This window comes from Saccharopolyspora sp. NPDC050389 (assembly GCF_040655595.1).
Taxonomy (GTDB): Bacteria; Actinomycetota; Actinomycetes; order Mycobacteriales; family Pseudonocardiaceae; genus Saccharopolyspora.
Genome location: NZ_JBFAKG010000087.1, coordinates 12,451 through 34,718 on the forward strand (window position 1 = coordinate 12,451; position 22,268 = coordinate 34,718).

Here is a 22,268-nt window from a genome sequence, read left to right on the forward strand (position 1 = left end):
CACGGCGCATGCGGCGCCGTATTCACATGAGGCGCCGCATTCAACGGGTGTCCCTTTGTACTCTCGATAGCCGAGAGGGCACCCGCAGTAAATCACCCATTCGGGGTAACGCCATTAGTCGTCGTGACGGGCAGTATCGCCCGGAAATTGCACACGAACCCCCAGCTCCTGGCGTTGTTCATCCCCCGGAACGCCAGCTGGGATGGAAGGAGAGAGAACATGCCCCGAGGTTCTCTGGTCCGAGGCGTTCTTGCGGTCGCCGTGACGATCCTGGCCAGCCTGGCGCTTGCGGCGACGACCGCCGCGGCTGCGCCCTTCGTCATCGGCGGTACCCAAGCGACTCAGACCCACGGCTTCATGGCGTCCATGCAGTCCACCGACGGTAAACACCACTGCGGCGCCTCGCTGATCGACAAGCAGTGGCTGGTCACCGCCGCGCATTGCGTGGACGGGCAGCAGCCCGGCAACGTCCAGTACCGGATCGGGACGACCGACCGCACCAGCGGTGGTGAGGTGGTCAAGCCGGACAAGTTCGTGGCCCACCCCAAGTCGAAGCAGAAGCAGGCCGGCAGCGACGTCTCCGCCGGCTACGACCTGGCCCTGGTCCACCTGTCGAACCCGGTGCAGGAGCAGCCGATCAAGATCGCTACCACTTCACCGGAGGCCGACACCACGCTGCAGCTGCTCGGTTGGGGCCAGACGTGCGGGACGCCCAAGTGCGGCGAGCCGCCGGTGAAGTTGAAGGAGCTGGACACCAAGACGCTCGCCCCGGCGAACTGCAGCAGCTCGCAGGACGGGTTCGATTCGGCACGGGAGCTGTGCATCGACAATCAGGAGGGCAAGGTGAACGCCTGCTATGGCGACTCCGGTGGCCCGGCCGTGGTGCAAGACGGCAGCGATCTTGTACTGGTCGGAGCGACCAGCCGCGGCATGGCCGAGAACTGCGCGGAGAAGCCGGGCATCTACAGCAACGTCGTGGCGCATGCTGACTGGATCAACCAGGCCATGAGTTCTGACGGTTCCGGCGGTTCTGACGGTTCTGACGGTTCTGACGGTTCTGACGGTTCGTCTGAGCTGCCCAGCGAGTCCTCCGACGGACACCCCGACATGCCTTCTGGCAAGCCGTCGTTCCCGCCGGGGACGCCGCGCCACCGGTGAATCCATTGCCTGCGGCGGACATCCTCGGCTCCGAGGTTGCATCTCCATCGTGGGCTCCCTCGCCATCCCGCAGCTGCCGTGCCACCGAGGCGCGGCAGCTGCGGGATGGCAGCCGTCTCCGCACTCGCCGCTGAACGACGTCCAGATGCGCCGTTCTGACGGGGTTGGTGTGGCATTGGCCTGGACGGCTGGCGGGTGGTCGGGCGGTCGGTGCGGGACCGGGCGATGTCTCGAGTGTGGTGAAGACGCGGCCGTCGGCGAGCTGGAATTGGCAGAAAGAGCAGGCATGTGAGCGGGTGAGGTGTTGGGCTTGTTCGCGCTTCTGCCGGAGGAACTGCAAGGTGAGGTCGATGCCTTCGAGCTCGCCGAGCCAGTTCTGCTGTTCGTCCACTGTGGGCAGAACGCGCTGGCGGCGTCATGGCCGTGCGCCGCGCGGACGGCGTCATGAGCGTGCCCGCGGCGTATTCGCCTCAGGGGCGGTGTGCCCGGAGGCCGTCGACGAGGATCGACAGCAATCGCGGCCCTCGCGAGTCGAGTTCGGCGTCGTCCAGCCGCGACAACCAGCTGATGAGCACGATGACGTCGCGGGCTTCGGCGTCGGCGCGGACGCTGCCGGCCGAGCGACCGGCAGCCAGCAGCAGTTCCACCGCCTTGCCGATCGGGCCGAGGCTGTGGGCAGCGAGGTCGCGCCACGTCGCCGCCTCGACGGCGGCGAACACGTCGCGCTTGACCCGGGCGTAGGCGGCCACCCGGTCGAACCACGCAGCCAGCGCATCCAGCGGCTGGTGAGTTGCCAGCAGACGCGGAGCTGCGGCAACCAGATCTTCCACCTCACCGCGGTACACCTCAGCGAGGAGGTCCTCACGTGTCGGGAAGTGCCGGTACAGCGTGCCCTGCCCGATGCCGCAGGCCTTCGCGACCGCGTTGAGCTTCAGCTCTCCCGGCTCGTGCACGAGATCGCGCGCCGCTTGAAGGATCCGTTCGCGGTTGCGCCGTGCGTCCGCACGCCGCGTTCCGCCGCCCTTCATTCTAGGCGGAGGATCTGCATGACCATCCATGGCAAGGTCGTCGCCATCACCGGCGCCAGCAGCGGAATTGGCGAAGCAACAGCTCGCCACCTCGCCTCACTCGGTGCGGCCGTCGTCCTCGGCGCCCGCCGCACCGACCGGCTGGACCGGCTGGTTGCCGAGTTCGAAGCCACCGGCGGCGAGGCGGCCGCCACGCGTGTGGACGTCACCCATCCCGACGATCTCCGGTCGCTCGTCACCGTCGCCGTCGAGCGCTTCGGCCGTCTGGACGTCTTGGTGGGCAACGCCGGGATCAGCAGGATCAGCTCCATTGCTGACTTGGACGTCGAGGGCTGGTCGGCGATGGTCGACGTGAACGTCAAGGGGATCCTGCACGGGATCGCCGCTGCCCTGCCGGTGTTCCGCCGTCAGGGCAGTGGTCACCTCGTCACCGTCATCTCGACCTCTGGCCTGAAGATCGTCCCCACCCAGGCGGTGTACGCCGGAACGAAGAACGCGGTGCGCACCCTCCTGGAGGGCCTGCGACAGGAGAGCACCGACGGGGTTCTGCGGACTACGTCGATCTCCCCGGGCTACGTCCGCACCGAGCTTGTCGACAACGCCGTCGACGACCCGGCCGTGCGCGAGCGGGCCAGGCAGAACATGGCCGATCTCGGCATCGACCCCACGGCGGTGGCCCGGGCGATCGCCTTCGCGATCGATCAACCCGACGACGTCGAAATCGGGGACCTGACCATTCGACCGACTCGCCAGGGCTGAGCGACCCGCTCATCGGCATGGCAGGACGTTGTGAATCGCCATCTCGGTGGTGATGTGGTTGTTGTTCGACCGGCGATTGAGGTGAATGTGGGCATGCCGAGCGTGACCGCGCTGGTTTGGCGCTGGAGCGTGACGTCGATCTGGGCGAGCTCGTCCTCGGCGCTCCTGTAGCTGACTTGGAGTCCCTCGACGCGCCAGCTGGAATTGCGGCCTGGTCCCCAGTGGACTCATGTGCGCCAACGCCTGCCTGCGAGCTGCCGAGTTGGGAACAGGGTTGACCACCGGGCCGCGGGGAGCTCGTGGGAACCGCTGATCACCGACAGGTTGTGGTTGATCGTGCGCGGTGAATACCCCGCCGTCAACCGGAAACGGGCTTGGGTCTGGACACTGGTGGCCGCATCCCATACCGTCCGGTCGGACTGTCGCGGCCCGGCGCGGCCCCCAGAAGTCCGGCTCTGGTGGATCGGACCGGCTGGCGCCAGATCGCAGTCCGCACAATTCAGATAAAACCGACGCGCCGACGTTCGGGAGCAGGCAAGGAGTGGGGTATGACCTTCCTTGAAGATGCCACGGCGATGCAGGGTGACCTGGTCGAGTTGCGCAAGCGGCTGCACCACTATCCGGAAATCGGGCTGGAGCTCCCACGTACTCAGGAGGCGGTGCTCTCCGCGCTTGAGCGGCTCCCCTTGGAGATCACGACGGGCACGAGGACGACGTCGGTCACCGCGGTGCTCCGCGGTGGGCAACGGGAGGCGGCGGGTCCGAAGACCGTGCTGATCCGCGGTGACATGGACGCGTTGCCGGTCGACGAGGACACCGGGCTGGACTTCGCCGCGACGAACGGCGCGATGCACGCATGTGGGCACGACCTGCACACCACCTCGCTCGTCGGAGCCGCGAAGCTGCTGTGCCAGCACCGCGACACGCTCAAGGGCGACGTGGTGTTCATGTTCCAGCCCGGCGAGGAAGGCTTCGACGGCGCAGGTGTCATGATCGATGAAGGCGTCCTCGACGCTGCCGGCAAGCGTGTCGACGCCGCGTTCGGCATGCACGTGTTCTCCAGCCAGCTGCCGTCAGGGCTGTTCACCAGCAAGGCCGGGACGGTCATGTCCGCGTCGCATGGGCTCTTCGTCACCGTCCGCGGAGCCGGTGGCCATGGGTCGGCTCCGCACCGGGCGAAGGATCCGATCGTCGCGGCAGCGGCGATGGTCACCGCATTGCAGACGATGGTGACCCGCACCTTCGACATCTTCGACCCCGTCGTGATCACTGTCGGGAAATTCGCCGGAGGGACGAAACGCAACGTCATCCCGGACACCGCGACGTTCGAAGCGACCGTTCGCTGCTACAGCGAGGTGAACGAGGACCTGCTCACCTCCTCGATCCAGCGCACGGTGGAGGGCGTCGCGGCATCGCACGGCGTCGACGTCGAGTACCGGTTCGAGCGCGAGTACCCGACGACCGTCAACACGGCTGCCGAGGTCGACTTCGGCGCCGACGTGGTGCGCAACGTCCTCGGCGAGGAGCGCTACCAGGAGATGCCCCACCCGGTGTCAGGGTCGGAGGACTTCTCCCGGGTCATCGCCGCCGTCCCCGGGGCGTTCCTCGGCATTGGCGCTACCCCGCCGGGGCTCGACCCGGATGCCGCCCCGATGAACCACTCGCCACGTGCGGACTTCGATCCGGCCGTGCTCTCCGACGCGGCCGCCATCTACGCCAGCCTCGCCTCCCGCAGGCTGGACGTATTCGCCGAGGAGGCGACGTCGTGAGCGACACACCTCAGTCCAGCGGCCACATCCGGACTTCCGCTGACCAGAGCAAGGCCCGCACGCTCTTCGGCATCGGCTCCGGCAATGCGATGGAGTGGTTCGACTGGGGCGTCTACACCACGTTCACCCCGTTCTTCGCCTCGCAGTTCTTCCACGGCGACGACCCCGTCTCCGACGTGCTCAAGACACTCGTCGTGTTCGCGGTCGGCTTCCTCGCACGTCCTTTCGGCGGCGCACTGTTCGGCTGGATCGCCGACAAGATGGGCCGCAAGCTCTCCATGTCGCTGTGCGTCGCACTCTCTGCGGGCGGCAGCCTGCTGATCGGCATCTCGCCGAACTACGCCACCATCGGCGTCGGCGCGTCTCTCATCCTGGTCCTCGCTCGCCTTGCCCAAGGCCTCGCGCACGGCGGCGAACTGCCTTCTGCGCAAACGTATATCGCCGAGACCGCTCCCAAGGAGAGGCGCGGACTGTGGTCCAGCCTCATCTACTTCTCCGGCACCATCGGGCAGCTCGCCGGCACCCTGCTCGCCGCCGTGCTCTCCACGATGCTGACCACCGAGTCGATGAACGCCTATGGCTGGAGGCTTCCGTTCATCATCGGTGGTGTGTTCGGGTTCTACGCGCTGTTCATGCGCTTGCGCATGCACGAGACCGAGGCCTTCGTCGAGGAAGCCATCCACGACGACCCCACCGGTAACGAGGACGAGGATCACCTTCACACCAAGAAGGGCGCCATCTGGCGGACCGTCAGGGAACATCCCAAGCTGCTCTTCCAGGTCATCGGCATGACCGTGGGTGCGACTGTCCTCTACTACGTGTGGGCGATCTCGGCCCCCGCGTACGCCATCAGCGTGATCAAGGTGCCGCCGGCTCAGGCGCTGTGGGCCGGCGTCGGGGCGCAGATCGTCTTCCTAGCCGTCGTCCCTCTGTTCGGCGCGCTCTCGGACCGGATCGGCCGCAAGCCGATCCTGCTGACCGCGGTCGTCGGTCTCTCGATCCTGAGCTTCCCGCTGAACGCGATGCTCAACGAGTCGGCGTGGTCGTTGTTCTTCGCGATGTCGATCGCGCTGATCTTCCTGGCGATGTCGACGTCCGTCGGGCCCGCCGTCTATGCGGAGATCTTCCCGACGCGGATCCGGGCGATCGGGCTGGCCGTGCCCTACTCGATCGCCGTGGCGCTGTTCGGCGGCACCGCCCCCTACCTGCAGACGTTCTTCGCAAGCCAAGGCATGGCCAGTGCGTTCACCTGGTACAGCATTGCGCTTGGCCTGATCAGTGGCTTCGTCGTGCTGACGTTGCCGGAGACGAAGGGCATCGACCTGAAGGACAAGTCGGTCGGGCGGCACGGGCGCCGCAAGGCACTGCGCGAGGCGTCGGGCTGAGCTCCACTGTGGACATATCGCAGTTGTCGGGTCGATGTGTACGCCGTCGAACCGCCGCACGGCAGCCCTTTTCCGAGTGCGCCCAACCTGATCGTCACCCCGCGCATCGCGGTATTCGCCGACCAAGCCAACGCCGGATGCTCCCGGAAGTGGCGGTCAGCAATGTGTCTGTGGGGATGGTATTGCTCGGCGGACGGGCTTGTTGTTGGCCACGGCTGACGAGGTCTTGGTCGAGTGGTCGGCGCTGTTCTGCGCCGGCTGACTGTTGATGCCGGCACCGGCGGCCCGGCGTTCAGGACGCGGGGCCGCCGGTACCGGTCATGGTTCACGGTTCATGGTGGGTGCTGGTCGTTTGAAGCCGCGGGTGAGGCGGAGTAGTTGCAGGAAGCCGACTGCTACCCAGCTCAGGCCGATGACGAAGGTCAGCGGCGACAGCGACGTCCACAGCCACACAGTCAGCGCTACACCGATTCCAGGGGTGAGCACATAGCGGAGGAAGTCCGTGCCTCGGCGCTTGCCCTGGCCGATCGCGTAGTGCTTGATGACGCTCAGGTTGACGAAGGTGAAGGCGATCAGGGCGCCGAAGCTCACCAGGGCGGCGGCCTGGTCCAGCGACATGACGCAGGCCAGCAGGGAAACCGCGCCCACCGCCAGGGTGGCCAGGTGCGGGGTCCGGTACTTCGGGTGGATGCGGGCGAAGACGCGCCTGGGCAGTGCGCCGTCACGCCCCATGGAGAACAGGATCCGGGACACCGCGCTTTGCGCCGCCATGGCCGAGGCGAAGCAGGCCGCGACGTAGGCGGCGGTGAAGAACACCGCCAGGAAGTCGCCACCGGCGCTGACCATCACCTCGACCGAGGCCGAGTCGGGATCGGTGAAGGTCTGCCAGTCGGGGTGGACCAGGTGGCCCACCCAGGACATGAGGACGAACAGCAGTCCGCAGAAGACCGTGCACAGGATGATCCTCTCGGAAACGTCTTCTGCGGCTCCCGGGCCTCCTCGGAGAGCGTGGAGATCGCGTCGAAGCCCAGGAACGACAGGCAGAGGATGGCTGATCCGGCGATGACCGCGGTGAGCGAGAAGTCCGCGCTGTAGAACGGCGCCACCAGGTCCGCCGGTTCCGAGCGCCCGGACATGGTCAGGTAGCTCATCGCCAGGAACGTCGCGATGAACACCCCCTGCGCGCCCACCAGCACCATGTTCATGCCGGTCACCAGTTTGATGCCGAGGGTGTTCAGTCCGGTGACGACGGCGATCGCCAGCAGCACCCAGATCCATCCGGGCACTGCCGGGATTGCGATCCCCAGGTAGAGCCCGATGACGATGTAGCTGATCGTGGGCAGGAAGATGTAGTCCAGCAGCAGCGCCCAGCCGGTTAGGAAACCCGTGGCAGGGCCGAAAGTTTGCTGGGTGTAGGTGTAGGCGGAACCGGCCACGGGGCTCGTAACTGTTGAGGGTTCTGTGTAAATGAGTGTAATCGTGTGTTAATTTGTGCGTGTGAAGTTGAAGGATTGGGCGCGTGAGCAGGGTGTTTCGTACCGATCCGCGCTGAGCATGGTTTCATGCGGGCACTCTGCCCGTTCCGGCTCGTCAACTTCCCACCGGAACCATCCTTGTTGATCCGCCCCGGATCGAATCGGGTCGTACGGTGGAGTACTGCCGGGTGTCCTCAGTGGAGGAGCGGGACGACTTGACCAGGCAGATCGGGCGCGTTGCCGAGGAATGCGGAACGCGCGGGATCAGCCTGGACGCGACGATTACGGAAGTGGGATCAGGCCTGAATGGGAACCGGCCGAAGCTGCGGAAACTTCTTGCCGACCCAACCGTGACCCGGATCGTGGTGGAGCACCGTGACCGGCTGGCTCGGTTCGGTACCGAACACCTCGAAGCCGCACTATCGGCAACCGGCCGCACCCTGGTTGTGCTGAACCCTGATGAGGTCAGAGACGACCTGGTGCGTGACATGGTGGAAGTGCTGACCTCGATGTGCGCCCGACTGTACGGACGCAGGTCGGCACGGAAACGCGCAGAACGCGGTATGGCGTGTGCGGCCGCTGGCGAGGTGCGCGCGTGACGGTCACGATCCAGGCGTACCGGTTCGCACTGGACCCCAACCCTGCTCAGGAAGCCGCGTTGCGGTCGCATTGTGGCGCCCAACGCTTCGCCTATAACTGGGGTCTGAACCGGATCAAGGTCAACCTGGGCCAGCGGGAAGCTGAAGCCTCCTATGGCATCGGGGCAGACCAGCGCGCTCCGGCCGTCGACTGGTCTGCCTACTCGCTGCGCAAAGACTGGAACGAGGCGAAGAGCACCGTTGCGCCGTGGTGGGCGGAGAACTCGAAAGAGGCGTACTCCTCGGGGCTGGCGAACCTGGCGACCGCGCTGCGAAACTGGGATTCCTCCAGGAAGGGCAAGCGGAAAGGCCGCACGGTGGGGTTCCCCAGGTTCAAAGGCAAACGCAGCACCCCCTCGTGCCGTTTCACGACCGGCAGCTTCGGTCTGGTCGAGTCCGATCGCCGGCATGTGAAGTTGCCCAGAATCGGGGTCGTACGCACCCACGAGTCCACACGTAAACTCGCCCGGCATGCCGAGCGCGGCACCGCGCGAATCCGGTCGGCCACGGTGTCGTTGCGTTCCGGTCGCTGGTTCGTGTCGTTCTCAGTGGAGATCACCCGCGACGACCCGAAACCAGCGAAGCCGGCCTCGATCGTGGGCGTGGACCTCGGGGTCAAGTCGCTGGCGGCGCTGTCCACAGGCGAGGTGATCGCTAACCCGAAGCACCTGGAAATCGCGCAGCGGGAGCTGCGCCGGTTGCAGCGCCAAGCCGCACGCCGCGCCGGGCCGGACAAGCGCTCCGAAGGCACACCGTCGAACCGGTGGCGCAAGACCCAGGAACGGATCGAACGTCTGCACACCAGGATCGCCAACGCGCGCCGGGATGAGCTGCACGAACTCACCACACGCCTGGTGCGTGAGCACGGCATGATCGTGCTGGAAGACCTCAACGTGTCCGGCATGATGCGAAACCGCCGGTTAGCGCGGCATATTGCGGGTGTCGGCATGGCCGAACTCCGCAGGCAGATCGAGTACAAGGCCGGATGGTCCGGCGTGGGTGTGCATATTGCGGACCGCTGGTACCCCAGCTCTAAAACGTGTTCGGGCTGTGGTGTGGTGAAAGCCAAGCTGCGCCTGTCCGAACGCACCTTCCACTGCGAGGCATGCGGCATGGTCCTGGACCGCGACCTCAACGCCGCACGCAATCTCGCTGCTCTTGTTGACTATGAGACCTCTCCGGCGAGTTGCGCCGTGAGGCTAAACGAGCCCGATGGAAACCCATGTAAGACGACCGCTTACGGCGCAACGGGTATCGCCACGGGAAGACCCGCACCACCTGGCGCGGGCCAACGTCAACGCGGCAACGCGCTGACTCGGTGAACGTTATTACACGCTTCCCGAACGGTCGGCGCGCACCATGTTCTCGCGTAGCCCAGCGCGAACTGGTCACCGGCGGAGGACGGCGCGACTGCGATGACGTTTACCGCGGGTCGCCGGGTGCGTAGTCGGCGGCCCGCTTCGCGATCCTGGCCACCAGGTCGTCCTTGATCTCGCGGGCGACGAGCAACCGCGAGTTGGCCGAGCACACCTCGCCCTGGTTGAAGAAGATCCCCGCGCACGCGGCTTCGGCCGCCGCGTCCAGGTCGGCGCAGTCGGCGAAGACGAGGTTGGGGCTTTTGCCGCCGCATTCCGGCCACACCTGCTTGAGGTTGGATTCCGCCGCGTAGCGCAGGAATTGCTGTCCCACGGCGGTTGATCCGGTGAACGCGATGCAGTCGACGTCGGAGTGCAGGCCCAGTGCGCGCCGGTGGTCTCGCCGTAGCCCGGAACGACGTTGAGCGCCCCTTCGGGCAGCCCGGCTTCGGCGGCCAGCTCCGCGAGCCGCAGCGCCGACAGCGGGGACTGCTCGGCGGGCTTGAGCACCACCGAGTTCCCGGCGGCCAGGGCGGGTGCGAGCTTCCAGGTGGCCATGTCCAGCGGGAAGTTCCACGGCACGACCGCGCCGACGACGCCGAGGGGAACGCGGCGCACCAGGGCCAGATCTCCCGCAGCGGTCGGTGCGATCTCGCCGTAGTCCTTGTCGAGCATCTCGGCGTACCAGCGGAACAGGCCCGCCGCCCCGGGTACGTCGATCTCGTAGGCGTCGGTGACGAGCTTGCCCATGTCCATCGAGTCGAGCAGGGCGAGCTCCGCGCGGTGCTCGTCGATCAGGTCGGCCAGGCGCAGGAGCACCTGCTTGCGCTCGGCGGGTCCGGCGGACGACCAGGCGCCGGACTCGAAGCACTTGCGGGCGGCGGACACGGCGGCGTCGACGTCGGCGGGGCCGCACTCGGCGACGTCGGCGATGGTGCGGCCGGTGGCGGGGTCGACGGTCGGGAAGGTGCGGCCGTCGAGCGCCGCGGTGAACCGGCCGCCGATGAACGCGGCGGTGCGTGGGGCGAGACCCGCGGCGGCCTCGCGCCATTGCTCGTGGGTGAACGCTGGCATGGCTCTCCTCTTCGCTCAGTAACTTTGAACGCAGATTCAAATCTTCAGCAAAGTCACATGTCAATAGCTAAGTTGGAGATTGAAAAAATTGAATCAGAGCATCAATAATGGTGAACGTGACACGGACGAGGACACAGCGGGCACGCCGGGAACAGCTCATCGACGCCGCGCTGCGGGCGATCAACGAACGCGGGCGCGTCAACGTCCGCATCCGCGACATCGCCACGGAGGCGGGTGTGTCACCGGGTTCGGTGCTCTACCACTACCCGGAACTGGCGGAGCTGATGTTCGACGTGCATCGCACGGTGGCCGACCGCTTCTACCGCCACCGGGCCGACACCGTCGACGCGGCCGGGAGTGCGGCGGGCAAGCTCGCCGCGGCCATCGAGACCGGCTTGCCCTCCGGGCGGGGTGACGAGGTCGCCCACGTGCTCTACGAGATGCACGGGCTTGCCGATCGCAGTTCAGCGCACGCCGCGCTCATGACCGGTCTCTACGACCGCGAGGTCGCGCTCTACGGTGCGGTGCTGGAGGTCGGCCGTGCGACGGGCGAGTTCACGCTTTCCCGCCCGGTGCGCGAGATCGCCGCGACGGTGGTCGCGCTGGAGGACGGTCTCGGTCTGCACCTGATGAGCAACAACACCTCCGTCGAGCGCAGTGCCGCCAAGCACTTGCTCACCGAGTACGCGCGGCAGGCCACCGGCTGCGCGACCGCCTCATGAGCGGTCGCGACTCCGCGAGGTCCCCGGCGGGGGCGCCGAAAGCCCCGCACGCGAGGGAGGATGTCTCCATGAACGAGCCTGCCTTCACCCTCGTGCAGCTGCGCTACTTCGAGTCGGCGGCCCGGCACCTCAGCATGACCGCCGCGTCGAAGGAACTCATGGTGTCGCAGTCGGCGGTGTCGACCGCGATCGCGCAGCTGGAGAAAGAAATGGGCGTGCAGTTCCTGCTGCGCCACCACGCTCGCGGGCTCAGCCTGACCACGGCGGGCGAGGCGTTCTACAAGAGGGTGCTGGACTTCCTCGCCCACGGCGCTGAGCTGGTCGAGACCGCCCGGCAGTCCGGCACCGAACTGGTCGGGACGCTGACGGTCGGCTGCTTCGCCACGCTCGCGCCGTTCCGGCTACCCGGCCTGCTGGCGGAGTTCGAGGCCCGGCACCCGCAGGTCCACGTGTCCCTGCGCGAAGGCGAGCACCAGGCGCTCAAATCGGCCCTGCGCTCGGGCGAGACGGAGCTCGCCCTGCTGTACGGCTACGACTTGGACGACGACATCGACCGCGAGGTCGTGGGAACCGCGCACCCGTACGCCCTCGTGTCCGAAGACCACCGGCTCGCGCGACGGAAGAACCGCAAGGTGTCGCTCCAGGACCTGGCCGACGAGCCCATGGTGCTGCTCGACCTGCCGCACAGCCGTGAGTACCTGCAGGCGATCCTCAGCAACGCAGGCGTGGAACCGCGGGTCCGCCACCGCACCACCGGCTACGAGACCGTCCGTGCTTTCGTCGCGCACGGCCACGGCTTCGCGCTCCTCAACCAATGCCCGCCAGCCGAAACCACCTACTCGGGGGCGCGAGCCGTACCGCTCACCCTGACCGACGACGTCCCGTCGCTGGACATCGTCGTCGCCTCGATGCGCGGCGTCCGCCTCACCCGGCGGGCACAGGAGTTCCGGAAGTTGTGCCGAACCCTCTACGCGCGCTGAGGCGCGCGGGACACGGTTTTCGGTCGCACGCTGAACGTTTCGCGGCCGGGGAGGCGATCGCCTCCCCGGCCGCAGAGCGAGTCAGTCCCCGTGGCTGAGGTAGCCGCGCTGGGTCGCGATGTGGTCGGCCACGAACTTGGCGTCGTGCCACACCCCCCAGATGAAGCTCGAGCCACGGCGCGCGAGCCAGGGCAGTCCCAGGAAGTACACGCCGGGCTCGGTTGACACGCCGCGACGGTGCTTCGGCTTGCCGTTCTCGTCGAGCGCATCGACCTGCAGCCAGCCGTAGTCGACGGCGAAGCCGGTCGCCCAGACGATCGAGTGGACTCCGGCGGCGGCGAGATCGAGTTCGAGGATCGGGTCGGTCACGCAGGCGGGATCCGGCCCCAGCGTGCGAGCGCCCGGCTCCTCCGGGAGGTCCAGACCGTTGCGCGCGACATACGCGTCGGCTTCGTCGAGCAGCGCGAGGTAGTTCGCGTCTCCCTTGGCGATGTTGGCCCCGAGGTCCGGCGCGAAGCGGAGGATTCCGTTGTCGAACTCGCTGGTCATGCCGACGAGGTCGATCCCGAGTCCGGCGAGCGCGCGGAAGTCCACCGTGTGCCCGCCGCGGGCTCCGCTGACCGCGATGGTGACGTGTTCGGCCCCCGACGGCGGAGTCTCGGCGTCCCACTTGCCGAGCACGCCGAGCCACCAGCAGAAGTCGCGTCCGCGGTAGTGGCGCGGAGGACGGTCGTGGGGACCGACGGACAGGTACACGGGCCGCCCCGACCGGCGGAGCTCTTCGGCGATCTGCACTCCCGACGAACCGGCGCCGACCACCAGCACGGCGCCGGCGGGCAGCTGCTCCGGATTCCGGTAGGAACTGGAGTGGATCTGCAGGGGGCCGACTTCTCGGGGCACGATCGGCGGGATCACGGGCCGCTGGAACGGCCCGGTCGCCGCGACGACGAAGCGGGAGTCGAAGGTTCCGTCCGAAGTCTCCACGCGAAAACCGGGCCGTCCCTGGTGCTTCCGGACGGACGTCACCTCAACCCCGGTGCGGATCGGTGCGGCGATCTTCTCCGCATACGCCTCGAAGTAGGCCGCGACCTGATCTTTCGAAGCGAAAGCGCCGGGCGCCAGGTCGACGAACTCCAGGCCGGGGAAGCGGTCGTGCCACGCGGGCCCGTTCGCGACCAGCGAGTCCCACCGCTCCGAACGCCAGCGCTCGGCAATGCGGTCGCGTTCCAGCACGAGGTGCTGCACTCCGCAGTCACTCAGGTGCTCGCTCATCGCCAGACCGGCCTGGCCCCCGCCCACGACGAGGGCCTCCACCTCTTGGATCGACATCCAGACCTCCACTCCGGACCGGCGGGCGGACCTCGCCGGTCCGCCTCCATGCCTCTGTGCGTCTCACCGGATCCTCGCCGCCGGGCACTTCCCGTGTCCAACAGATGTTTTCGGTGCACGAGATCTGTTTTTTCAATCCAAGGGAGCCGTACCAATGCATCGATATTTTCGATCCATTGGTACTGAAACATCTACTGGACAGAAGGCAGGTGGCGAGGTCAGGCTGAGGCGACGGCGCCGCCGATCCGTCCGACAACCGCCGCCGGGAAAGGCCACGAAGTGACTGTTCATCGCCGCATCCGCCCGTTCAACACGCGCGACACCTACCCCGAGCAGAAACTCGACAACGACCTCTGCCAGGCCGTCGTCGCCAACGGCACCGTCTACGTCCGTGGCCAGATCGGGCAGGACCTCGACACCAGCGAGTCCGTCGGGATCGGCGACGCCGCCGCGCAGGCCGAGCAGGCGATGGCGAACATCAAGACGCTGCTCGAAGAAGCCGGCAGCCGGATGGAGCACCTGGTCAAGCTCACCATCTACCTGATCGACCCGCGCTACCGCGAGGCCGTCTACCGCACCGTCGGGCGCTGGACCAAGGGTGTGCACCCGATCTCGACCGGCGTGGTGGTGTCCGCGCTCGCCCGGCCGGAGTGGCTGTGCGAGATCGACGCCATCGCAGTGATCCCGGAGGAGGAGAAGTGACCCTTTCGATCGTCGCCCGCGACACTTCCGGCGGCACCGTGCGGTTCGGTGTCGCGGCCAGCTCATCCAGCCCTGCCGTCGTCGCCCGCGTCGCGCACCTGCGCCCGGGCGTCGGCGCCGCGGCCTCGCAGAACATCACCGACCCGCGGCTCGGCGGCCACCTGCTCGACGGGCTCGCCGAGCACGGTGACGCCGAGCGGGCGCTCGCCGGGGTCACCGCCGCTGCGGACAACATCGAGTACCGGCAGCTCACCGTGCTCGGCCCGACCGGCCCGGGCTTCGCCTACAGCGGGGCCCGGACGCTGGGCAAGCACGGTGCCGCCGCCGCGGACGGTGTCGTGGCGGCGGGCAACATGCTGGCAGGCGACCACATCCCGCAGGCCATTGTGGACGCGTTCGCCTCCGCCACCGGCGAGCTGGAGCAGCGGCTCGTCACCGCGTTGCAGGCCGGTCTCGCCGCCGGCGGCGAGGAGGGCCCGGTCCACTCCGCCGGCGTCGTCGTGGTGTCCGATGTGGACTGGCCGGTCACCGACCTCCGAGTGGACTGGGCGGACGACCCCGTCGACCGGCTCGCCGAGTTGCTCGACGTGTGGCTCCCGCAGCGCGACGACTACGTCACCCGCGGGCTCGACCCCGCGTCGGCCCCGTCCTACGGCGTGCCGGGAGACGAGTGATGACAGCACTGAAAGACGCGGCCCGCGCCGCGGTCGACCGGCACGCCGACGAGCTGATCCGCCTGTCGGAACGGCTGCACGCCGACCCCGAGACGGCGTGGGAGGAGCACCGCGCCGCCGCGGCGGTGCCGGAGCTGCTCGACCGCGCCGGGTTCGCCGTCACGTCGAGCTACCTCGGCCTGGACACGGCGTTCCACGCGAGCTTCGGCACCGGTCCTACGCGGATCGCGCTGTGCGCCGAGTACGACGCGCTGCCCGGCCTCGGCCACGCGTGCGGCCACAACCTCATCGCGGCCAGTTCCATCGGTGCCGCACTGGGGCTGGCCGCGGTCGCCGACGACGCCGGGGTGACGGTCGAGGTCTACGGCACCCCGGCCGAGGAGGGCGGCGGCGGGAAGATCGAGCTGCTCGACCGCGGCGCTTTCGCGGGCGTGGACCTCGCGATGATGGTGCACCCGGCACCTGTCGACGTCGCCGAGGCCCGGCCGTTCGCCGTCAGCCACTCGAAGATCTCCTACACCGGCAAGTCCGCGCACGCCGCCGCCTACCCCGAGGCCGGGATCAACGCCGCCGACGCGTTCACCGTCGCCCAGGTCGCCATCGGCCTGCTCCGCCAGCAAATCCCCGCCTCGGCGCGGGTGCACGGCGTCGTGACGCACGCCGGCGACGCGCCGAACGCGATCCCCGAGCACGCCACCGGCCGCTGGTACGTGCGTGCCGAGACGCTCGCGGAACTAGCCGAGCTGGAGCCGCGCGTGCTGCGCGCGTTCGAAGCCGGCGCGCTGGCCACCGGCTGCGAGCTGGCCGTGGAACCGGAAAGCAAGCCGTACGCCGAGTTCCGCGCCGACGAGGCGGCACTGGCGGCCTACCGCGCCAACGCGCTCGAACTCGGCCGCGAGTTCGCTCCGGACGGCACGGCGTCCCGCATGAACCGCGCCTCCACCGACATGGGCAACGTCTCGCAGGTCGTGCCCGCCATCCACCCCTACATCGGCATCGGATCCCTGCCGGCGACCAACCACCAGCGCGAGTTCGCCGCGCACTGCGTCGGCGGCACCGCGCAACGAGCCCTGCTCGACGGCGCGATCGCACTTGCGTGGACCGGAGTGGACCGAGCGGTGGCGCCGTGACCGCCCGCTCCTCGGCCCGCATCCGCAGCACGCTCACGTTCTGAATCCGTACCTTTCCGGGAAGGACAACGATGTCCCACGCCCCGACGCGCACCGAGCACGACATGCTCGGCGAGATCAGCGTGCCCGAGCATGAAACAGCAGTGGCGACCGGTATGAATATCCCCGCAAGCAGACACGAAACCAGCGGAATATCATCATGGTGTGCAGCTTCGGTACAGCTTTCGCTTGTATCCGACGGCGGGTCAGCAGACTGCGTTGGCGAAGGCGTTCGGGTGTGCCCGTGTGGTGTTCAATGACGTCATCCGGGCGCGTCGGGATGCCTACGAAGCAGGTTTGAAAACTCCTACGCCTGGTGAGTTGTCTCGGAGGCTGATCACCGAGGCTAAGCAGAATCCCGTTCGTGCCTGGCTAGGCGAGGTTTCAGCGGTCGTGCTGCAACAGTCGTTGCGGGACGCCGACGCCGCGTTCAAGAACTTCTTCGCCTCGCTCAGCGGCACACGCAGGGGCCGCGCGATAGGGGCGCCTCGGTTCAAGACCCGGCGCGACCGGCGGCAAGCGGTCCGGTTCACCGCCAACGCGCGCTGGTCGATCACGCCGGGCGGCAAGCTGCGGTTACCGAAAATCGGTGACGTTCCGGTGAAGTGGTCCCGCGTCTTGCCGTCAGAACCGTCCAGCGTCACAGTCATCAAGGACGCCGCCGGGCGGTATTTCGCGTCATTCGTGATCGACATCAACCCCGAACCGATCGGCTCCGACGATGCCCCCGGGGTGGGGATTGACTTGGGGTTGGGGCACTTCGCGGTGCTTTCTGACGGTACGAAGATCACCGCGCCGAAGTTTCTCCGGAAGGCGGAGAAGAAACTCAAGCGGGCGCAGCAGAACCCGTCCCGCAAGACCAAAGGCAGCCGCAATAGGGACAAGGCCAGGGATAAGGTCGCCCGCGCTCACGCGCAGGTAGCCGATGCGCGCCGCGAGTTCCACCACCAGCTCTCCACTCGGCTGATCCGCGAGAACCAAGCGATCGCGGTGGAAGACCTGGCGGTATCGGGACTGGCGCGTACACGCCTGGCCAAATCCGTGCACGACGCCGGATGGTCGGCATTCGTAGCGATGCTGGAATACAAGGCCGCACTGTACGGGCGCAGGGTGGTTCGGATCGACAGGTTCGAACCCACTTCTCAGGTGTGCTCGAACTGCGGCATCAAAGACGGACCCAAGCCGCTGCACATCCGCTTCTGGCAGTGCCAGGCATGCGGGGCGGTGCTGGACCGGGACATCAACGCGGCGGCCAACGTCGCCAAGGCCGCCGGACTGGCGGTGACAGCCTGTGGAGCGCATGTAAGCCCCGAACAAGTTCGGGCTGAGCGCGGTGAAGCAGGAACCCACCGAGGTGACCTGGCGGCGCGAAGCCCGCGCTGCCAGGCACGGTAGGAATCCCTGCCCATCAGGGCAGGGAGGAAGTCAAGAAACCGCGAGCACCATCGCGCTGGAGGCGCACCGCACCGGCCGGCCCGCGCTGGAGCTGGTGCGGGAACGGCGTCTGCTGACCGACGAGCAACTCGGCGCGCTGACCACGCCACAGGCCCTCACCGGCGGACCCGTCGGCTGACCGCCCCAGGCTGCGGTGAAGTTGCCGTTTCGGCCTCGTCAGGTTCGCGTTTCGGGCCAGCTCAGCGCTTCTGCATAGATCCTCTAGATGCCTTGCTTCGATTATTACTTCTTGTTAGATGCCGTGGACCGCTCCTAGCGTCATCACGAAATCCGGTCCAAGGAGGCCGCCCATGACCACACGTGAATCCGCTCCGGCCAGGGAGCTCACCGAGACGATCGCCAATCCCGCGACGCTGCGCCGGAGCGTCGCCGCGGGTGCGGTCGGCGTCTTCGTGCACTGGTTCGACTGGGCCGCGTACGCCTATCTCGCGAGCACCATCGCCTCGGTCTTCTTTCCCGCCGGCGACGCCACCGCCGGCCTCCTCGCCGTGTTCGGGGTCTTCGCGGTGTCGTTCGGGATCCGTCCCGTCGGAGCGCTGGTGTTCGGGCCGCTCGGAGACCGGATCGGCCGCAAGCGCACGCTGTCGATCGTCATCTTCATGATGTCCGGCGCCACGCTCGCCATCGGCCTGCTGCCGGACTACTCCAAAATCGGGATCGCGGCCCCGCTGCTGCTGGTCTTCCTGCGGCTGTTTCAGGGCTTCGCCGCAGGAGGCGAGTTCGGCAGCGCCGCGAGCTTCCTCGCCGAGTTCGCGCCGCGCCGCCGCCGCGGGTTCGGCGTCAGCTGGCTCGAGGTCGGCTCGCTGCTGGGGTTCCTCGCCGGGTCGTTCGTGTTCCTCCTGCTGTCGGTCGGCCTCTCGGACGCGCAGCTCACCTCGTGGGGCTGGCGCATCCCGTTCCTCATCGCCGCGCCGCTGGGCATCGTCGGTTTCGTCGTTCGCAACAAGATCGAGGACACCCCCGAGTACCGCACCCTCGAAGCGACCGACAACGTGCCCCGCAGCCCCGTGCGGGAACTCTTCCGCAACAACAAGAAGCAGCTGCTCCAGGCCGCCGGCCTGATGACGATGATGCACGTGCCGTTCTACGCCGTGCTCACCTACCTGGTCACCTACGAGACCGACTACCTGGGCCACTCCGCCGGCAACGCCGCGCTCCTGTCCACGGTCATCTCCCTCGTCGGGCTGGTCCTCGTCCCGGTGTTCGGCCGCCTGTCCGACCGCGTCGGCAGGCGTCCGGTCCTGCTCGGCGCGGGCATCGCGCTGTTCGTCCTCGCGACCCCGGCCTATCTGCTGATGGGCACGGGCCTCATCGGAACGTGGATCGGCGGGCTCGCGCTCGGCGTCGTGCTCTCCGCGATCCTGGGCACCTACGCGGTGTGGTCCGCCGAGATCTTCCCGACCCGCACCCGCCAGGGCGGCCTGTCCATCGCGTACAACCTCACCGCCGCCCTGTTCGCCGGCACCGTGCCCTACCTGATGACGGTCCTGATCTCGGCCACCGGCAGCACACTGGTGCCCGGCCCGTACCTCATGGTCGCCGCGGTGATCGGGCTGATCGCGGCCTTCTCCTTGCGCGAAACCGCGGGGAACCCGTTGCTGCAGGAAGAGGACCTCGCCGGCGAGCACACCGAAGCCTGAACCGGAGTCCCGACGTGGGCGGAACCCGGGAACGCCGTATTCGCCTGCGACCACGAACGTCTACATTCGACACTCGACCGCCGCATGAAACCCGCATCGGTCTTCGTCAACAACACGTGCTCGCGGCATGAACCCCGGATTCCGGCCCCAGGGTGGAATCTCGACCCACCGAGATCGATTACGTGCCAACGTTCATGGACAAGGCACTACCACTGGTAGAGGTGCTGTCCCCAGTCGTCGTGCCAGCTGGTGCCGTAGTACGCCCAGGTGTCGGAGTCCAGCAGGACCACGTGCCCACCCCAGTAGGCCGATTCCTTGAGCTGGAAAACCGCCCACCAGCCGGTGTTGGGCTGCAGCGTGGTGCTCGTGCGCACCGCCTTCTCCTGGAGCCAGCTCCACATGTTCCTGGCCCGCAGAGGCCTTCTTCCTGGTGTGCACCGGGCATGGATGTGCGGGTTCGCCACCGACAACTCGGCGTACCCGGCACGGATGAACGCGTTCGAGAGGAAGTGCGCGCAGTTGTTGGCGTAGGCGGTGTTGTCCCCGCCCGCACACCCGTCTTCGTAGTACGCACCTACTGCGGAAAGCGGCGCATTCGCCTGCGGTGGGGGTCTGTGCAGTGTCGACGGATCCCCGCGCACGGGCGTTCCCGGCAACTCCACGGTGGGCGGGGCCGCGACGAACTCCATCGCCACCTCGAGTGGTGCGGTGACCTCCCCGACCGTGAACGGGCTGATGCGGTACGCGCGCACACCGGGACGCACCCAAGCCCGGACCCGTTTCGCGTCGATGTTCTCGCGTTCGACGACGTCCGATTTCGCCACGGAGTACACGACGTTCGGGGACTGCACGATCAGCAGGTTCCCCGGAACGTTCTTGTCCTCGGCGACGTACCCCTCGAACATCACCGTAGAACTCCGCCTCTCGGCCAGATCGAGGAGCGAACTGAAGTCTTCGAGGTGCTTCCTCGCAACTGCCTCCGCCATGATGACCTCCGGAATCCCGAACGGGTGTTCCTGGGGCCACGGCGAAGTTCCTCCGCCCCGCCGCACGTGAGGAAGCCCGTCTCCCGCATCAGAACCCCAGGCTGGATTCAGCATCCGTGCGGTCGGGAGTCGGCAGCTAGGGACCTACGTAACCATCGGGTAGCTCGGAAGGCCCGCGTTGAGGCCGATGGGACTCGACCGGCGAAAACCGGTTGGCTGCGAGTGAAGAACCTCGGTCGGAGCTCAGAAGTCGAGCTGGGTGTCAGTGGCGGCCTCGCGGGCTGCTACGTCGCTTCCGCGGCTCCTCCTCGGTGACGACGATGCCGGCCTTCGGCGGCTGTTGTGGACCGAGGCCCGCGAAGCAGGGCGAGAGCAGCGGCTGGGAACAGCAGTACCGAGAGCAGGCCCGCGCAGACCAGTGCCGCTGCGGTTACCGGGGTCATCAGGCCGATGGCGACGCCGATCTGTGATGCGGCGACCAGGAACGGAAGTGAGGTGGCCTGCAGCAGCCCGGCCGCGAGCGAGGAGCGTGTTCCGAGGGAGCGCTTGTAGAGCAGTGCGGGAATCCCGCGGACCAGCAGCAGCGCGAGCAGGAAGAGCGGGACTCGCAGCAGCGCGGACGGTGCTTCCAGCAGCCCGCTGAGATCGAGTTGCACACCGCTGGCGACGAAGAAGACCGGAATCAGGAAGCCGTACCCGATGGCGTCCAGTTTGGTTCGGAAATGCGGATGCGTGGTCGAGTCGCGGTCGATGACGCCTACGACCGCTCCGGCGAGGAACGCTCCCAGGATGCTTTCGAGACCGAAACCCTCGGCGAGCACGACGAAGGCGACGAGCAGCACGACTGCTGCGCGAACCCGGATCTCCGCAGTGGTGTCCTGCAACCGCAGGAAGAGATCCCCCAGGCGCATGGATCTCCCTGCCAGCGCCACTGCGATCCCGATGGCGGCCACGAAAGCGACGAACACGATCAGGGACACGACACGGCCTCCGGCACTGCCACCAGACACCGAGAACAACAGTGACAGCAGGACCACAGCAGCGAAATCGGCAACCGACGACGCCGCGATCGTGGTCTGTCCCATGGCCTCCTCCTCCCGGCCGGCGTCCTTGAGAACGGGGACGACCAGGCCGAGCGACGTCGCGGACAACGCCACCGCGATCAGCAGGGGATCGAGCACCCAGCCCGCGGCACCGAAGGAGAATCCGGCCAGCAGACCGACCGCCAGGCTGACCACGTACCCGAGGAGCGCCAGCCGCAGCAGCGAACCACGCAGGCGGTTCAGATCGACTTCCAGTCCCGCGAGGAACAGGAGGAACGCCAGTCCCAGCAACGCGACGACCTGCACCGCCGAGTCCACGCGCACCAGCCCCAACACGGATGGCCCCACGATGACCCCGGCCACGATTTCCAGCACCACCGACGGGATCCGCAGCCTGGGCACCAGCCCGAGCAGCAGGGGTGCCAGGACGGCGATGATCGTCAGTATCAGGAGGTTCTCGAAGCTCGGCATGGCTATCGGCTCCTCTCCCGTTGATCTTCCTTCAGCTGGTGCAGACGGATTTCGCCGATCGGGCAGATCCGATGGGCGAGTGCTGCCGAGACGTCAACACCTCCGGAAAAGGTGTGCGGGAGAAGGGGAACGGGATGCGAACCACGGTGCGAACACAACTCCGAGGAGCTCTCGGTCGCTCCGGAGCTAGCACGCGCGCACCCTGGGCCGTGCCGGCCTCCGCCGCCGAGCACCGATGCTGATCACGTCCACCGCACCCCCGACACCTACCTCCCAGAAGGCCGCGCCGTGCTCCCATCCTCCCCGCAGACGTAGCGGTGTTGCAGGAGATCCGCCCTCGATCCCATAGCGTGCGGGAACTGCGTGCGGGGAGTGACGTGTGCGCTGCAAGCGGCTGGGGAGTCGCGCAATCGCACGAGGGCAAGGCCGCCTCGGCCGCCGCGTCGACGATCGCGC

18 protein-coding genes and 3 pseudogenes are annotated in these 22,268 nt (G+C 67.6%); 15 read left to right on the forward strand and 6 right to left on the reverse strand.

Going from position 1 to position 22,268, the window contains the following annotated elements:
• The first annotated feature begins 219 nt into the window (after positions 1-219).
• Entirely contained in the window at positions 220-1,158 is a 939-nt protein-coding gene (locus AB0I53_RS38615; protein WP_358614000.1) for a serine protease, read from the forward strand.
• A gap of 310 nt (positions 1,159-1,468) precedes the next feature.
• Positions 1,469-1,606 carry a hypothetical protein gene (locus tag AB0I53_RS38620; protein ID WP_358614001.1) on the forward strand — a complete coding sequence of 46 codons (138 nt, stop codon included), beginning with the start codon at positions 1,469-1,471 and terminating at the stop codon, positions 1,604-1,606.
• A gap of 22 nt (positions 1,607-1,628) precedes the next feature.
• Here AB0I53_RS38620 and AB0I53_RS38625 read toward each other — a convergent pair whose 3' ends face one another.
• The gene (locus AB0I53_RS38625) at positions 1,629-2,186 is read right to left on the reverse strand and encodes a TetR/AcrR family transcriptional regulator (RefSeq protein WP_358614002.1); all 558 of its coding nucleotides are present in this window, start codon (positions 2,184-2,186) and stop codon (positions 1,629-1,631) included.
• Between the two features lie 18 nt (positions 2,187-2,204).
• Between AB0I53_RS38625 and AB0I53_RS38630 the strand changes: the two genes are divergently transcribed.
• The 3 genes from AB0I53_RS38630 to AB0I53_RS38640 all read left to right on the forward strand — a co-directional run bounded on the left by AB0I53_RS38630 (position 2,205) and on the right by AB0I53_RS38640 (position 6,099).
• Complete coding sequence (locus tag AB0I53_RS38630; protein ID WP_358614003.1) at positions 2,205-2,945, forward strand: SDR family oxidoreductase; 741 nt, start codon at positions 2,205-2,207, stop codon at positions 2,943-2,945.
• Positions 2,946-3,493: 548 nt separating this feature from the next.
• Positions 3,494-4,714 (forward strand): M20 family metallopeptidase, encoded by a 1,221-nt coding sequence (locus AB0I53_RS38635; RefSeq protein WP_358614004.1) that lies wholly within the window; start codon positions 3,494-3,496, stop codon positions 4,712-4,714.
• Positions 4,711-6,099, forward strand: coding sequence for an MFS transporter (locus AB0I53_RS38640; RefSeq protein ID WP_358614005.1), 1,389 nt, complete (start codon positions 4,711-4,713; stop codon positions 6,097-6,099). The genes AB0I53_RS38635 and AB0I53_RS38640 overlap by 4 nt, the downstream gene beginning before the upstream one ends.
• Before the next feature lie 318 nt (positions 6,100-6,417).
• Here AB0I53_RS38640 and AB0I53_RS38645 read toward each other — a convergent pair.
• Positions 6,418-7,535: pseudogene (locus AB0I53_RS38645) on the reverse strand (APC family permease).
• Positions 7,536-7,596: 61 nt separating this feature from the next.
• Here AB0I53_RS38645 and AB0I53_RS38650 point away from each other — a divergent pair.
• Together AB0I53_RS38650 and tnpB are read left to right on the forward strand one after the other, a co-directional pair.
• Positions 7,597-8,173: pseudogene (locus tag AB0I53_RS38650) on the forward strand (IS607 family transposase).
• Positions 8,170-9,534 carry an IS607 family element RNA-guided endonuclease TnpB gene (gene tnpB / locus AB0I53_RS38655; RefSeq protein ID WP_358614006.1) on the forward strand — a complete coding sequence of 455 codons (1,365 nt, stop codon included), beginning with the start codon at positions 8,170-8,172 and terminating at the stop codon, positions 9,532-9,534. Before AB0I53_RS38650 ends, tnpB begins: the two are co-directional and overlap by 4 nt.
• A gap of 100 nt (positions 9,535-9,634) precedes the next feature.
• Here tnpB and AB0I53_RS38660 read toward each other — a convergent pair.
• Positions 9,635-10,641, reverse strand: a pseudogene (locus AB0I53_RS38660) (aldehyde dehydrogenase family protein).
• 116 nt (positions 10,642-10,757) lie between these two features.
• Here AB0I53_RS38660 and AB0I53_RS38665 point away from each other — a divergent pair.
• Positions 10,758-11,363 carry a TetR family transcriptional regulator gene (locus AB0I53_RS38665; protein ID WP_358614007.1) on the forward strand — a complete coding sequence of 202 codons (606 nt, stop codon included), beginning with the start codon at positions 10,758-10,760 and terminating at the stop codon, positions 11,361-11,363.
• 68 nt (positions 11,364-11,431) lie between these two features.
• Entirely contained in the window at positions 11,432-12,343 is a 912-nt protein-coding gene (locus AB0I53_RS38670; RefSeq protein WP_358614008.1) for a LysR substrate-binding domain-containing protein, read from the forward strand.
• 81 nt (positions 12,344-12,424) lie between these two features.
• On the opposite strand, the gene AB0I53_RS38675 is transcribed toward AB0I53_RS38670, so the two are convergent.
• Positions 12,425-13,672, reverse strand: a complete 1,248-nt coding sequence (locus tag AB0I53_RS38675) for an NAD(P)/FAD-dependent oxidoreductase (RefSeq protein WP_358614009.1) — start codon at positions 13,670-13,672, stop codon at positions 12,425-12,427.
• A gap of 279 nt (positions 13,673-13,951) precedes the next feature.
• On the opposite strand from AB0I53_RS38675, the gene AB0I53_RS38680 reads away from it, so the two are divergent.
• The 6 genes from AB0I53_RS38680 (at position 13,952) to AB0I53_RS38705 (ending at position 19,312) form a co-directional block, all read left to right on the forward strand.
• Entirely contained in the window at positions 13,952-14,374 is a 423-nt protein-coding gene (locus tag AB0I53_RS38680) for a RidA family protein (protein WP_358614010.1), read from the forward strand.
• Complete coding sequence (locus AB0I53_RS38685; protein ID WP_358614011.1) at positions 14,371-15,048, forward strand: DUF1028 domain-containing protein; 678 nt, start codon at positions 14,371-14,373, stop codon at positions 15,046-15,048. The genes AB0I53_RS38680 and AB0I53_RS38685 overlap by 4 nt, the downstream gene beginning before the upstream one ends.
• The gene (locus AB0I53_RS38690; protein WP_358614012.1) at positions 15,048-16,178 is read left to right on the forward strand and encodes a M20 family metallopeptidase; all 1,131 of its coding nucleotides are present in this window, start codon (positions 15,048-15,050) and stop codon (positions 16,176-16,178) included. The genes AB0I53_RS38685 and AB0I53_RS38690 overlap by 1 nt, the downstream gene beginning before the upstream one ends.
• A 204-nt stretch (positions 16,179-16,382) precedes the next feature.
• Positions 16,383-17,612 carry an RNA-guided endonuclease TnpB family protein gene (locus AB0I53_RS38695; protein ID WP_358614013.1) on the forward strand — a complete coding sequence of 410 codons (1,230 nt, stop codon included), beginning with the start codon at positions 16,383-16,385 and terminating at the stop codon, positions 17,610-17,612.
• Entirely contained in the window at positions 17,572-17,790 is a 219-nt protein-coding gene (locus AB0I53_RS38700; RefSeq protein WP_358614014.1) for a hypothetical protein, read from the forward strand. The genes AB0I53_RS38695 and AB0I53_RS38700 overlap by 41 nt, the downstream gene beginning before the upstream one ends.
• 172 nt (positions 17,791-17,962) lie before the next feature.
• Positions 17,963-19,312 (forward strand): MFS transporter, encoded by a 1,350-nt coding sequence (locus AB0I53_RS38705; protein ID WP_358614015.1) that lies wholly within the window; start codon positions 17,963-17,965, stop codon positions 19,310-19,312.
• A gap of 206 nt (positions 19,313-19,518) precedes the next feature.
• Here AB0I53_RS38705 and AB0I53_RS38710 read toward each other — a convergent pair whose 3' ends face one another.
• Positions 19,519-20,298, reverse strand: coding sequence for a hypothetical protein (locus tag AB0I53_RS38710; protein WP_358614016.1), 780 nt, complete (start codon positions 20,296-20,298; stop codon positions 19,519-19,521).
• Positions 20,299-20,582: 284 nt separating this feature from the next.
• On the reverse strand, positions 20,583-21,812 hold the full coding sequence (locus AB0I53_RS38715; protein ID WP_358614017.1) for a cation:proton antiporter: 1,230 nt from the start codon (positions 21,810-21,812) through the stop codon (positions 20,583-20,585).
• Positions 21,813-22,268: the final 456 nt, after the last annotated feature.